Annotated in this window: 11 protein-coding genes; 4 read left to right on the plus strand and 7 right to left on the minus strand. The window is 32.5% G+C overall.

Features of this window, described 5'->3' with window-relative positions:
• From J7K39_11455 to J7K39_11480, 6 genes are all read right to left on the minus strand, one after another.
• Positions 1–885 carry a uroporphyrinogen-III synthase gene (locus J7K39_11455; GenBank protein ID MCD6180507.1) on the minus strand — a complete coding sequence of 295 codons (885 nt, stop codon included), beginning with the start codon at positions 883–885 and terminating at the stop codon, positions 1–3.
• 8 nt (positions 886–893) lie between these two features.
• The gene (locus tag J7K39_11460) at positions 894–2,264 is read right to left on the minus strand and encodes a nodulation protein NfeD (GenBank protein MCD6180508.1); all 1,371 of its coding nucleotides are present in this window, start codon (positions 2,262–2,264) and stop codon (positions 894–896) included.
• A 9-nt stretch (positions 2,265–2,273) separates the two neighbouring features.
• Positions 2,274–2,597, minus strand: coding sequence for a DUF2061 domain-containing protein (locus tag J7K39_11465; GenBank protein MCD6180509.1), 324 nt, complete (start codon positions 2,595–2,597; stop codon positions 2,274–2,276).
• Positions 2,598–2,658: 61 nt separating this feature from the next.
• A complete protein-coding gene (locus tag J7K39_11470; protein MCD6180510.1) occupies positions 2,659–3,450 on the minus strand; it encodes an inositol monophosphatase in 792 nt (263 codons plus the stop codon).
• 50 nt (positions 3,451–3,500) lie between these two features.
• On the minus strand, positions 3,501–4,799 hold the full coding sequence (gene mtaB, locus J7K39_11475) for a tRNA (N(6)-L-threonylcarbamoyladenosine(37)-C(2))-methylthiotransferase MtaB (protein ID MCD6180511.1): 1,299 nt from the start codon (positions 4,797–4,799) through the stop codon (positions 3,501–3,503).
• 202 nt (positions 4,800–5,001) lie between these two features.
• A complete protein-coding gene (locus J7K39_11480) occupies positions 5,002–7,275 on the minus strand; it encodes an NADP-dependent malic enzyme (protein ID MCD6180512.1) in 2,274 nt (757 codons plus the stop codon).
• Positions 7,276–7,523: 248 nt separating this feature from the next.
• Here J7K39_11480 and J7K39_11485 point away from each other — a divergent pair, with 248 nt between their 5' ends.
• The 3 genes from J7K39_11485 to J7K39_11495 all read left to right on the plus strand — a co-directional run bounded on the left by J7K39_11485 (position 7,524) and on the right by J7K39_11495 (position 12,698).
• On the plus strand, positions 7,524–8,222 hold the full coding sequence (locus tag J7K39_11485; GenBank protein ID MCD6180513.1) for a hypothetical protein: 699 nt from the start codon (positions 7,524–7,526) through the stop codon (positions 8,220–8,222).
• Positions 8,223–8,398: 176 nt separating this feature from the next.
• Positions 8,399–9,364, plus strand: coding sequence for a hypothetical protein (locus J7K39_11490; protein MCD6180514.1), 966 nt, complete (start codon positions 8,399–8,401; stop codon positions 9,362–9,364).
• Between the two features lie 568 nt (positions 9,365–9,932).
• Positions 9,933–12,698: a PAS domain S-box protein gene (locus tag J7K39_11495; protein ID MCD6180515.1), complete on the plus strand. Its 2,766-nt coding sequence runs from the start codon at positions 9,933–9,935 to the stop codon at positions 12,696–12,698.
• Between the two features lie 165 nt (positions 12,699–12,863).
• Here the strand turns inward: J7K39_11495 and J7K39_11500 are convergent, their stop codons facing one another.
• A complete protein-coding gene (locus J7K39_11500; protein ID MCD6180516.1) occupies positions 12,864–13,277 on the minus strand; it encodes a transposase in 414 nt (137 codons plus the stop codon).
• Positions 13,278–13,698: 421 nt separating this feature from the next.
• Here J7K39_11500 and J7K39_11505 point away from each other — a divergent pair.
• On the plus strand, positions 13,699–14,074 hold a 376-nt coding region (locus tag J7K39_11505), incomplete at its 3' end, for a hypothetical protein (GenBank protein MCD6180517.1).

A 14,074-nucleotide genomic window follows, 5' to 3' on the forward strand; every position in this document is an offset into this window, starting at 1 on the left:
TTATTTCTTTTTTCTAAGGTAATCCGAAATTCCGGAAACAAAATCCTCAAAAGAGCTGTATTTTTTTCCGATATACTCCGGATGTAAACCTAATTTTTTGGCATTATTACCAGTATAAGGTCCAAAGCAAACAACAGTTTGTTTGTCAATAAGTTCTGTTGACGTAAGCTTTATTAAGGCTTCAATTTCGGCAGTGCTCGTAAATGCAATTATGTCAATCTTTCCATTTTTAAGTAACTCTATTTCGCTTAAAAAGTTTAGAGAATCGGATAATTGAGTGATATATCCTTCTGCTTTTGTTACGTTTGCTTTTAGTCCTTTGAGATTTCGAATAAAGTTGGGGATAACGTTGGGTTCTGTAAGCCCGATAACCAATGGGGCAACAACTACAATATTTTTCCCCTGAATATTTGGTAATTTTCTTAATGCATCTACAATACCATTAGGACCTGATTCTATTGGTTCAATGGCGGCAATGATATTGTATTTTTCTTTTAGATAATGAATGTCATTTCCAATAGCGCAGAATTTTAGTTCAGAAATATTATTTGAGAATATTGTATCTCGATTTGATTTGTAAAAGAAAGCATCCATAGCTTTACGACTTGGTAAAATTACCCAATCGATATTTTTAGAATGCTGCCAAATACTATCGACATCATGGGTGTTGGGATTTATTATTGTTTCTACACTTGGTAACAGAACCGCTTTTCCTCCGGCTTCTTCAATAATATTTGCAAAACGAAGAGCATAATTGGAGGGAGCAGTAACAAGAATAGTTTTACCGTTTAAAGATTTTTTGGAGCTGTCTTGTGATTTACAGGATGTTAAAAAAATAACTATTGATAATATTATTATGCTTGAAGAGGAGAATATTTTCATCATTTTTTTAATCATATTTGTTTCATTACTATAAGTTGTGCATTTTCATAGCCTACAACTTCTATTTTTTCTCCTTTTTCAATATAGCCTATCTTAGCAACAGCATCGTAGTACGTATTTTCTATTTTTATTTTTCCCGAAGGTCTTAAAACCGTTTGTGCAATTCCTTTAGAACCTAATAAGTTTGCATAAGATGAATCTTTTATACTAAAGCCGTCTTCTTTTTTTTGAACGCTCATTAAGCTTAATGAGCTAAAATGCTCATTGCCAAATAATTTACTCGTTAGGTAGTAAGAAATTATCAAGCCCAAAAGCGAAGCAAGACTAACATAAAGCAAAGAATAAACTAATTTAGTGATATCAGGTATTTCAAAATGAAAACCAACATTACGTACAGTTGCAAGTGCCAAGGAGCCAATAATAAACAGTATTCCCGTAATCCCGCTAATTCCGAAACCCGGAATAACAAAAATCTCGATGGCAAGCAGAATAACACCAGCTATGAAAACAGCAATTTCCCAATGTTCTGCTAAACCTTCAATATAGTGAGGTGCAAAATATAATATTGCTCCTAAGATTGCGGCAGCAAAAGGAAATCCAATGCCGGGAGATTGAAGTTCGAAATAAATTCCTCCAACTATCATCATAATTAAAATACTACTGACCATAGGGTTAATTAAAAAGCGAATAATCTTATCTGTTGCTTTTAGTTCTTGTTTTTTAACTTGATAGTTTTCGATTTTTAGATATTGTAAAAGATCTGTAATGTTTTTTATTTCAGCTTCGCAAAAGCCATTTTCTATAGCTTCGGAGGGTGTGAAAGTGAGAACCATTGTAGAATCGATAAGCCCGGGAATAACAATACGGGGATCTACCATTGCTTGTGCTATTTGTGGATCTCGACCATTTGCTTCGGCAGTAGAACGCATCATGCTTCGCATATACGATTGGTATTTGTCGGGCATTGCTTGTCCTGTTTGGTTTACTACTGTAGCAGCACCAATATTTGATCCGGGAACCATATAAATACTATCGCAGGCGATGGAAATTAAAGCTCCTGCCGAAGCTGCATTGTTGTTAATGAGTACGTAAACAGGAATATCACAATTTAAAATTCGGGTACGTATGGAGTCGGCAGCATCTACTTGTCCGCCGTAGGTATTCATATTGATGATGATTAGTCCGGCATTTAAAGCTTTTGCTTCCTTAAATGCTTTTTGTGTTTTATGCCAAACGGGAGCTGCTATTTCTTCCTGAATATCAAATTGATATATTATTTTGTTTTTATTGTTAACAGTGGTAGAGTCGGTATTTTGACCAGCTGCATAATATCCTGAAAATTCTAAAATAACAAAGAGTAAAAATATATATTTTGATTTCATATTATTGGTTTAAGCGGTTTTGGTATTCAACTTTTTATGTGCTTCGCGATATCTTCGTTTCCAAGCTTTTCGTTTCCAACTTTTACCCCAATCTATATTTGTCCACATACGTTCGTGCAAATAATAAATAATCAACTTAGCAAAAAAATCTATTCCCGTTATCGCTCCGGCAGTTTGTAAGGTTTCGTTCATCGACTTGTCTGTCAGACTTCTAAAAATAACGAATGTTATTATAAAAGTTGTAAACGAAGCTATTATCCTCCAACTTATTGCTTTTAAAAGACTTCGTAATGGTGATTCTTTTAGTCTTTTATCTTTTTTTGAGTGTTTCATACTTATACTTTATCAAAGATAGTGAATAATACTTAGTATAGTTTGAGTTATGTTAATTGTATTAAAAGTGATTTTTTATCTGAATTAGAAATTCTTCTGAGATATTTTTGTTTACTGCAACAATTTCTTCTCCAAAAAGATAATCTTCTTTACCTGAAAAATCAAAGACTTCTCCTCCTGCATTTTTAACCAAAATAATGCCGGCTGCAATATCCCAAGAGTTTAGTCCATATTCGTAAAAGCCTTCGTAGCGCCCACAAGCAACATAGGCTAAATCAACAGCAGCAGAGCCTAAACGTCTGACTCCACGACTGTTTCTCATTAAATAGACAAAAAATCGCATAAAGTTATCGAGTTTACCATAATCCTGATAAGGAAAACCTGTAGCGAATAGTGAATGGTCGACATTTGTAATTGAGGATACGTGAATCTCTTTTCCGTTGAGATAGGAGGGAGCTCCTTTCCAAGTATAAAAACATTCGTCGAGATTAGGTTCGTAGATTACGCCTAAAATTAATTCGTTATTTTTTTTGAGAGCGATACTAACGGAATAAAGTGGTACCCCGTGGATGAAGTTTGTTGTCCCATCAAGCGGATCAACAATCCAATTGTAAGTTTCTCCAACTTTAGTACTTGTTCCTTCTTCGGCAATAAAGCCGGAATCAGGAAGTAGTTTACTTAGAGCTTCAACTATCTGTTTTTCTGCTTCTTTATCAACGTGAGTAACGAGGTTATGAAGGCCCTTTTCCTCTACATCGCTTTGCTTAAGTATTTTAATTTCTTTTAAAAGAAATTGACCAATGTTTTTGCTTAATTCAACAACCTTACGGGTAAGCAACTGATAATCATCCATAGACAAAAAATGAGAACAGAAAAAGTATTTAAATTTTCTCTGATACGATTTTACTTGTCAAATGTAATTAAAAAGTCGCCATTATCGTCTATATTATTAAGATAAACTTTTTCAATCGTATTGACTTTTTTTGGATTGTAAACTGCTTTTACCTGTATGTAATTTTCGGTAAATCCCTGAATAAAATCTTTGTTTTTTCTGTCTTCCCAAAGTATGGAAGCTTGAGTATCAAAATTTTCTTTATGAAAGAGTCTCGCTTTTCTCTCTCCCAAATTATGTAGTTTTTCGCTCCGTTCTTTTTTCACTTTTGATGAGACTTTGTTGCTAAACTGCTTGGACTTTGCTTCCGGTCTGTCAGAATAAGTAAAAACGTGCAAGTAGGAGACAGGGAGCTCATTAATAAAATCATGTGTGTTCATAAAATCTTCGTCTGATTCTCCCGGAAATCCAATGATAACATCGGCTGCAACACAGGCATTGGGAAGTAGGTTTTTTATTTTTCGTACACGATCGGCAAAAACTTTTCTTTGGTATTTGCGTTTCATCAGACTTAGTATTTTATCCGATCCTGACTGAAGAGGGATATGGAAATGGGGCATAATTACTTTAGATTTGGCCACCAATTCAATAATCTCATCTGTCAGGAGGTTAGGCTCTATTGAGCTTATCCTGATTCGTTTTATGCCTTTTAGTTTTTCTAGTTCCTGCAAAAGTTCAAAAAGGCTACTTCCATCTTTTTCGCCAAAAGTGCCAATATTAACTCCTGTTAGAATAATCTCTTGAGTCCCTTGATTAGCAATAATTTTCGCTTCATTTATCAGGTTTTCAATACTGTCGTAGCGACTACGGCCACGAGCATAAGGAATAGCGCAAAAAGTACAGAAATAATCGCAGCCGTCTTGTATTTTTAAAAAGCTTCTGGTACGGTCGCCTAAAGAATATGAAGGAGAAAAAATCTTACTTTGATTAATATTTCCTGTAATGGTATAACAATTGTCGTATGTTTTTTCTACATGCTCTAGCAGTTTGTATTTTTCTTCATTACCTAAAATGTAATTGACGCCATCAAATTTTTGCATTTCCTCAGGTCGTAATTCGGCATAACATCCCACAAGAGCAATTTGAACGTTTGGATTTTTTTTTCGTACTTGTTTTATGAGCGATTTACATTTCTTTTCAGCATTATCGGTAACGGTACAAGTGTTAATTACAAAGAGATCGGCTGTTTCTTTGTTTTCTGCTTTTTCATATCCTTTTTCGTAAAAAGAACGGGCAATAGTAGAAGTTTCTGCAAAATTTAATTTACAGCCAAAAGTATGGAAAGCTATTTTTTTAGGTTTTGAATTCATCGGGGCAAAGATAGAAAAAGGTGTCGGAGAATTTTATACACTTTTTGTTAATCAGAGTAATTAACATAAATTTTGTCTTTGTTTAGCTTAAAGTTGATTTGTAAATGTAATTAATCTTATTTTGTTTTCAACTTTAGACTTAAAAAAGCCATATCTTCTTTTGAAAATATGGCTTTAGGTATACTATCTGACAAATATTGTGTTATAAGTGATGTTTCATTTGAGCATCCATAACAGAAACCATAATCATATTAACTATTTCGTTAACACTACTTCCCATTTGTAGTACATGAGCCGGTTTATTCATGCCATTTAGTACCGGACCAATAAGTTCGAAGCCTGAAGTTTTTTGAAGTAACTTATAAGCTATGTTAGCCGCTTCAAGACTAGGGAAAATTAATGTATTAACACGTCTTCCAAGTATTTGAGAGAAAGGAAAACTCTCCTCCATTAGTTTTTGATCAAGAGCAATATTTGCTTGTATCTCACCATCAACATGTAGTTTTGGATATTTTTGGTGCAGCATTTCTACGGTTTTTTTAATCTTAGCAGTTTTTTCATCGCTTGCCGAACCGAAATTAGAATATGAAAGCATGGCTATATTTGGCTCCATATTAAAACCTTTTACCATTGCAGCAGTTTGTAATGTAATCTCCATAAGTTCCTCCGACGTAGGATTTTTATTTACTGTACAATCGCTTAGGAAAAGAGGACCGTCTTTTGTTAATAGAATATATGTGCCACTTACAATATTTTCATTTTCTCTTTTGCCAATAACTTGCAAAGCAGGTCGTATAGCAGAAGGATAGTTACTTGTTAATCCTGATAGAAAAGCATCGGCAAAACCGTTTTCAACTAACATAAGACCGTAATAAGTTGATGATTTTAATTTTTCTTTTGCCGATTTTAAAGTCATCCCGTTACGTCTGCGTTTTTCGAAGAGTTGTTGAGCATAAGGTAGATTTCTTTTTTTCTCTTCCTTGGATTTCATATCAATGATTTCCACGTTTTTCAACTCTAGTTCGTTTTCTTTAATAAGATCTATGATTTTCTTTTTGTCACCAAGTAGGACAGGGGTAGCAAGTTTTTCATTCACTGCAATTTCTGCAGCTTTTAATGTGCTATAGTGTTCAGCATCAGCTAATAATATTCGTTTCGGATTGTTTTTACAAGCCGTTTTCATTTGATGTTTAACAGGATTGGTTAATCCCATTCGTTTTATTAACTCATCTTCGTATTTGTCCCAGTCTTTAATAGGATTGCGTGCTACGCCCGATTCCATTGCTGCTTTTGCAACCGCTTTTGCAACAACCGTTATCAGTCGAGGGTCGGTAGCTTTAGGAATTATATAATTCTTTCCAAATTTTAGATTATGGATACCAAATGCAATATTTACTTCTTCAGGAATAGGTTCTCTTGTCAGAGCTGCAATAGCTTTGGAGGCTGCAATTTTCATTTCATCATTAATACCGGTAGCTTTTACATCTAATGCACCCCTGAAAATATAAGGAAATCCAAGTAGGTTATTAATTTGATTGGGATAGTCGGAACGCCCTGTGCCCATAATGATGTCAGGCCGGGTATTTGTAGCTTCTTCGTAAGATATTTCCGGTGTAGGATTTGCCATAGCAAAAACTATAGGGTTGTCAGCCATTGTTAGCAGATATTCTTTTTTTAAGACTCCGCCAGCAGATAAACCAAGAAATATATCAGCTCCTTTAATTCCTTCTGCTAGTGTATGAATATTTTTATCTGTGGCAAATTTGCTGTTTACTATGCTTAAATCTGTTCTATCTTTAGTAAGTATGCCTTTAACATCCGACATAATGATGTTTTTAGGGTTTACACCAAGATTAATATACATTTGTGTGCAAGCGCAGGCTGCTGCTCCTGCACCACTAACGAAAAGTTTAATTTTACTTATGTCTTTACCAACAATTTCCAAAGCATTCATTAATGCAGCACCTGTAATAATTGCTGTTCCATGTTGGTCATCGTGCATAACAGGTATATCAAGAGCTTCTTTTAATTTTCGTTCTATCTCAAAACATTCAGGAGCTTTTATGTCTTCAAGGTTGATGCCGCCAAAAGTAGGAGCAATGGCTTTTACTACTTCTACAAATTTATCAGGATCTTTTTCGTCGACTTCAATATCAAATACATCAATATCGGAAAATACTTTGAAAAGCAAGCCCTTACCTTCCATTACTGGTTTTCCTGCATCAGCACCAATATTTCCTAATCCCAAAACTGCTGTACCATTAGAAATAACTGCTACCAAATTTCCTTTGTTAGTGTATTTGTATATATCGTGGGGATTTTCTTGTATTGCTAAACACGGGTATGCAACGCCGGGTGTATATGCTAATGATAAATCTTTTTGAGTGGAATAAGGCTTAGTGGGAACAACCTCTGTTTTACCCGGTCTTCCCTCTGAGTGATACTCAAATGCTTGTTTTTTTAATAACTTTTCCATTATTTTAATTTTCTTTATTCGTGTTGCGATTTAATATCGCTAATTATCAGTATTTTACTGATCCTGTTCTGAATGCAAAAATACAGAAATTAGAACGTTAATTTTTGCCTTGATTGTATAGTATAGCACATACAAATATTTAATAAAATGTAAATTTTTATGATAAATGACGTACTTTTATATTCCGTATGACACTTTAGCTTTTTTGGAGATTTATTAGTTCTCCCAAATATTACAAAATAAACAAAATGAAACGGTTTCTAGCTCTACTACTAATTCTTCTGATTTTTTCTCAAAACTTAAAATCTCAAAATGAAGATTTGCAAACAAGTCGCTTTGAGCTAAGCATAATGCCTTATTCCTTAATTGATTATAATCCACGTTTGCGTCTTGGGTTCGAATATTATTCAAGTGATAAGTTGGGCTATAGCATGGATTTTGGTATTGGAGCAGGCAATAGCATTTTTAATCAGGTATTTGAACGTGAAAAGAGTCAAGGTTATGCTTTGTATGAGTTTAGAGCAGAGTTAAAATACTTCTTCGTTCTCAAAGAATACATCGCTTTTTATGTTGGTCCCGAGTTTTTCTTCATCACAACAGAGGATGTTTTAGAATATGGTTGGTATCGAAAAGAAGATTATCCCCAACAAAATGATCTTGATATGATTACGAGTTATGACCGCGCTGATTTTTATAGGCAAAAGTATGGAATGCATATAAAAGCAGGTTTAAAATTAATTGCTTTTAAAAGAGTTGATTTTGATTTCTATACAGGAATAGGAGTCGCGTATAGAATTGTAGAGTATAGAAATGTTAATAATCCTGTAGACGAGAAGTATCGTATATTAAGTGATTTATGGTCGGAGCACCATGCTTCCGAAGGAGAATCATTTTTATTTCATATCGCATTGGGAATAAAAGTTGGGATTATACTGTGGGAAAAATAATAGCATAATAGCTTTCTACTGCAAGGTAAATTTAGTATATTTGGTCTGTATAAAATATTGCTTAGAAGTTACAAGGGGAAAGAAAAAGCAATATGCGTTAAATTATAGGGTTCGTAAGTTTGTTCAAATTAATTTGATCGATGTAAAACTCGATAGTTAAAACCTGAAAACATATTATGCAAAAACGTATCCCCATTTTATTCGTCGTTTTATTAATAATAAATTCAAACCTGTATTCGCAGCATTATAGGAATGTTGACAATATAGTAAAAACCTATCCGCAATCGATTAAGAAACTAGAAGATTTAACAGATTTAATTAATCAAGATTTTAGTCTGACCGATGAAAAAGCCAGGGCAGTATATAGATGGATTACCTCTAATATTGCTTATGATACAGAAGCCGAATCATCTTTGCAAAAGCGCTATTCATTTTCAGATTCATCTCAGATTGCTACCATCGAAAGGAAGATAAGAGCTAAATGGGCCAAGCAATGTGTGAGATCAGGAAAGGCTGAATGTGAGGGGTATGCAACACTTTATAAATGTTTTTGCGATTTAGTTGGTGTGGAATGTGTGATAATTCCGGGAAATACAAAAAGGCATGAAGATGATATTGGAGATTCATCATTAAAGACTAATCATGCTTGGAATGCCGTAAAAATAGATGGTGAGTGGAAATTTGTTGATGTAACTTGGGGTGCCGGATATATAGATTATTCTACTAATACTTTTTATCGTGTTTTTGATAAAACATATTTTTTAGCTTCTCCTGATAGGTTTTTTTACAACCATTTTCCAAATGATACCTCTTATTTATTTGTGAATAGAACAGTTGAGGAATATATTGACTTACCTCTTTATTATAGTGAATTTTTAAAGTTGGATTATGAAATTATAGAGCCTGATTATGGTATTATAAGAGTAAAGGGAGGTGATCTTGTTTCATTTAGGATTAAGTCTCTAAAAGGAGTAGAGTCATTATCTTATTCCTTTGATGAAGATATTTTATATGATATTAAAGTTTATAAGGATGATGGAGATTATGTTTTTAAGATTCAATTTCCTGAAGAACAAAGAAGTATTTTAAATCTATATTATAAAAGGAGAGGATTTGTTACTTTTAAAATAGAGAATATTTAGATATAGCATTGATTCTTGATCCTGCATTAAACGCCGTATATAACATTTCTTCAGGAGTCTGTCTGCCGTGAAAAACACTTATTTTAATGGAAATTGTTTGCTTTTTCATAAGAATATTGAAATAATTTATGCGTAAAAATTAGGTGTTATATTGTAATTATAGGTATAAAAATAAATAATTACGGAATAATAGCTATGGATAATTACGGGTATGAAAACAAAAAGGAAACAAAATTCAAATCTCATTCGATAGGGAAACTTAAAAGAACTAAATGCAGCTTGCTTTTTTTAAAGAGGGGAAGCCTTCTTTTTTGTGTTCGGATTTGAAGAGCATTAAAATAAACCACTCATTTTGTGGGCAATTTAAAATATTAATGTAACTTTGGAAATATAGTATTATTAGCGCATTATACCAATGACATATTTAATTATAAATCTTTCCGGTTTTAAACGTTTAAAAACATTTTTTAATGATTGATATTCAAATATTTTCTTCTTTAAGAAGTTTGCGTAACAGTTAATGTATGTGTAATTTATATGTAAATAAGTTGGTAGTAGAAAATGAAAAATGAAAAAGTCAAATGATAAATTTTCAAATATTTCTGATTCGTTGATAAATAAATGGCAAGAAATTGCAAATTTATTGGTCAATATTATTGGTATTCCTGCGGCTTTAATAATGAAAACCGAAAATGAATACATGGAAGTATTTATTTCGAGTAAAACCGAAGATAATCCATATAAAGCGGGAGATAGGAGAGAGTGGTACGGTCTTTATTGCGAAACAGTAATTAAATCTCAAAAAAAACTATTTATTCAAAATGCACTTAAAAATAAAAACTGGAACAATAATCCTGATATAAAACTCGGAATGATTGCATATTTGGGATATCCTATTAATTTTCCTGATAGTACACCTTTTGGAACAATTTGTATTCTTGATAATAAGGAGAATAAATTCAGTAAAACATACGAACAGTTAGTACTTACATTTAGAGATATTATTGAAAATGATTTATTACAACTTGATGCTATCCAGGCAAAAACAATAGAATTTGACAATATCCTTCGCAAAAAAAATAAACTACTGACAATTGCCAAAGATAGGGCAAAAAAAAACAAATTAAAGTATAAGTTCCTTTCATCCGTTTCTTTTGAAGGAATAATTATACACGATAAAGATGGTGATATTGATGTGAATAGGTCTTTCAAAAAACTGCTTGGATATTCAAAAAAAGACTTAAGCGGAAAAAAATTAATTGAACTTTTGGTTTCTGAGAAATTTAAGAGAATTGCTTATGAGAACTTTAATAAAAACTACGCCCCACCGTACGATTTAGAGCTTGTTAAAAAAGACGGTTCGGTAATTCAGGTTGAAGTAGAATCGAGAAATACTAAAACCGCATCAGGACAGATAGTTCGTGTAACAGCCATTAGGGATATAAGCAGACGTAAGGAATCAGAAAAAAAACTTGCAACGCTTTCAACAGCAGTAATGCAAAGCTCCATTTCTATTGTAATTACCGGAGCTAAGGGGAATATCGAGTATGTCAATCCTGCATTTACCAAAATATCAGGCTATACGGCACAGGAAGTCATTGGGCAAAATCCCCGCATTTTAAATGCCGGATTACTACCCAAAGAAATTTATGTCGAAATGTGGAATACAATTACAAAAGGTAATATCTGGAAAGGCGAATTATGTAATAAAACAAAACACAATAAAATATTTTGGGAAAGGGTTATTATCACTCCCACATTTGGTGATGACAAAAAAATAGTAAATTATCTTGCTATAAAAGAAGATATAACCGCACAAAAAAAACAGTATAAAATTACAGAAAGAGAAAAATTATTTAATGAAAATCTTATTGATTCCTTACCCGGTATATTCTTCTTATATGAGTATATAAACAACGAAGCAAGGCTAATTAAATGGAACAAAAACCATGAAGAATTGCTTGGCTATACCACTGAAGATTTACAAAATATGGCTGCAATTGACCTATTTCCGCAAAATGATTTAAAGATTTTAACAAGAGAAATAGAAAAAATGGTGAGGGGAAATGAAATAAATGTAGAATTAAATGTTAAACATAAAAGGGGGTATGTAATTCCTTATCTTTTTGATGCATTAAGTTTTAAAGACAATGAAACACTTTTTTTTACAGGAATTGGGGTTGATATTAGCAAAGGTAAAAAAACTGAACAAGAATTAGTAAGAGCCAAAGAAAAAGCAGAAGAATCCGACCGTTTAAAGTCAGCATTTCTAGCTTCAATGAGCCATGAAATAAGAACGCCTCTAAATTCTATTATTGGGTTTTCAAACATAATAGCTGAAAGCTCTGATAATCCCCAATTTGAAGGCTTTTCAAATATAATTAATAAACAAAATGATTTACTGTTACAGCTTGTAAACGATATTTTGGATTTTTCTAAATTCGAAGCTGGGATTATAGAAACTACACATCAAAAATTTAGTATTAACAATATTGTTGAAAATGTTTTAAATACCTTTAAATTAGAATGTCCAAGTAATATCGAATTAATTCCAAAGAAATTAGCCGATTCTTTAATCATTATTAGTGATGAGGTACGACTTATGCAAGTTTTTACTAACCTTATTTCCAATGCTTTCAAGTTTACTGAAAATGGAAAAATAACTTTTGGCTTTGATTTAGATGAACACTTAGAGATAAGAGGTTTTGTTAAGGATACCGGGAAAGGGATTCCAAAAGATAAACAAAGCATAATTTTTGAGCGCTTTACAAAACTTGATAAGTTTACACAAGGAACGGGCTTAGGATTGGCAATTGTAAGGTTTATTATTGAAACAATGGGAGGTAAAATCTGGATAGAGTCAGAACCCGGAAAAGGTTCATGTTTTTATTTTAAAATTCCATTTAAAATAGATGTCCCGAATAATTTAAAAAAGAAAAGTAAATTACAAGCAGATATGTCTGAAAATATCAGCTCGGGAGCCACAATTTTGATTGCAGAAGATAATGAAAGTAACTTTCTGTATTTAAAAGAATTACTAGGCAGATATGAACTTAATATTCTTTATGCTGCCGATGGTAAGAAAACTGTAGAAATGTGTAAAGCAAATACTGATATAGCTCTCGTGTTGATGGATATAAAAATGCCATTACTTAATGGGTATGAGGCCACAAAACAGCTTAAAAAGATATTCCCTCAATTACCTGTCATTGCACAAACAGCTTATGCTTCAGATAATGACAGAATTAAAGCAAAAGAAGTCGGTTGTGATGATTATATCTCAAAACCGATTAGGAGGGAAGTTCTATATGAAATACTGGAAAAATATTTATAATGCATAGACAAACTGTGTCAGACTGCGCAATAACCTCTAATTTTCAATAAATCCAAAATAACTTCCAATTTTTGATAAAATCAACACTTATCAGCAAGCGTATCTAATTTATTGTAAATAATATCAAATTTCTTTTATTAACCTGTGTTCGAGATAAGCAATAATCTAAAAAAGAATGAGTTGGCAGGATTCAGCTTTAGTTTCGTATTTTATACTTGGTTTTTTAGGTAAGAAAGAATATGCAATAAGTCCTGAAATCATATTGGTCAAAAAGTTAGCGAAGCTTCTGTGACGAGAATGTTCAACTTGACATATATTTTTCAATACATCGTTAATCGTTTCGATAACAGATCGTTTACGAAGCATAATTTTATCATACATTTCACCTTTATTATTTACAACTATATGTAGTTTAAATCCAAAGAAGTAGCCTATTGTTGATTTTTCTCTTTGTGCAATATCTTTAAAAACCTTATGATTGAAAATTCTCTTATTCTTACATACTCGAATAGGTGTTGAATCAACAAAAGCAATACCTGTACTTTTTCCAAGTCGAAGTGTTTTTAGAAATATGGTCATTGGAAGCAGTACTTTTTGTTGAAGTTCTACGAACCTGTTATAAGAAACAGTTTCCGGGAAATAATCTTGAAGATGCTTTTATAAAACCTAATATTTGTTATTTGCAAATCTAAAGGTTTGCTCTGATGTATTTGGTTTTATGGAACATAAGTATGAACGGGTTAATCTTGCGTTCAGTAGGTATAAAAAGAGCAAAAGGAATAATTGGATTGATTAATTTCACCTATAATTTATTTAGATACGAACAAGTTGTTAGATTAAACATTGTGTAGTTAGTTAGTTAGTTAGTTAGTTAGTTAGTTAGTTGAAAATATTTATTGTTTTTTATTCAAATATGAAATTTTAAAAAAAAGTAATTTTTAGAATCCACTTTATGATATTTTTTCGTATACTGTAGGGCAAAACTTTTAATTTTTTTGTTATGAAAGACGGAAATTTAAAAATAGGATTGATAAGTTTGTTATTTCTGATATCAAATTTCGTTTACGGACAAATTGTTAAAGAATATTCGTTTACCGTACCCTCACGCGGCGAAAAAGTTTTTGAAATTACGGTTCCCGAAGGAGCAAAGTCCGTAAAAGCAGTAATAAGCGGACAAACGGAAATGGTCGGCTCGGAAATAATAGGTTCCGACGGCAAAACTGTTTTGAGTAAAAATTCGACATGGTCTAATATGTCAAATTGGCGAGCGGATTTAAAATGCTCGGCATCTGTTGCAGAAAACGACAGGCAAAAACCGGGAGTGTGGAAAATTAAAATAATCGGGCAAGTGCATAAGAGCAAAGCGGAAAAAATAA

It is taken from the genome of Bacteroidales bacterium (genome assembly GCA_021157585.1).
Taxonomy (GTDB): Bacteria; Bacteroidota; Bacteroidia; order Bacteroidales; family UBA12170; genus UBA12170.

Coding starts and splice junctions, on each gene's coding strand:
- J7K39_11455 (MCD6180507.1), bottom strand. CDS start 885: ATGATGAAAATATTCTCCTCTTCAAGCATAATAATATTATCAATAGTT.
- J7K39_11460 (MCD6180508.1), bottom strand. CDS start 2,264: ATGAAATCAAAATATATATTTTTACTCTTTGTTATTTTAGAATTTTCA.
- J7K39_11465 (MCD6180509.1), bottom strand. CDS start 2,597: ATGAAACACTCAAAAAAAGATAAAAGACTAAAAGAATCACCATTACGA.
- J7K39_11470 (MCD6180510.1), bottom strand. CDS start 3,450: ATGGATGATTATCAGTTGCTTACCCGTAAGGTTGTTGAATTAAGCAAA.
- mtaB (MCD6180511.1), bottom strand. CDS start 4,799: ATGAATTCAAAACCTAAAAAAATAGCTTTCCATACTTTTGGCTGTAAA.
- J7K39_11480 (MCD6180512.1), bottom strand. CDS start 7,275: ATGGAAAAGTTATTAAAAAAACAAGCATTTGAGTATCACTCAGAGGGA.
- J7K39_11485 (MCD6180513.1), top strand. CDS start 7,524: ATGAAACGGTTTCTAGCTCTACTACTAATTCTTCTGATTTTTTCTCAA.
- J7K39_11490 (MCD6180514.1), top strand. CDS start 8,399: ATGCAAAAACGTATCCCCATTTTATTCGTCGTTTTATTAATAATAAAT.
- J7K39_11495 (MCD6180515.1), top strand. CDS start 9,933: ATGAAAAAGTCAAATGATAAATTTTCAAATATTTCTGATTCGTTGATA.
- J7K39_11500 (MCD6180516.1), bottom strand. CDS start 13,277: ATGACCATATTTCTAAAAACACTTCGACTTGGAAAAAGTACAGGTATT.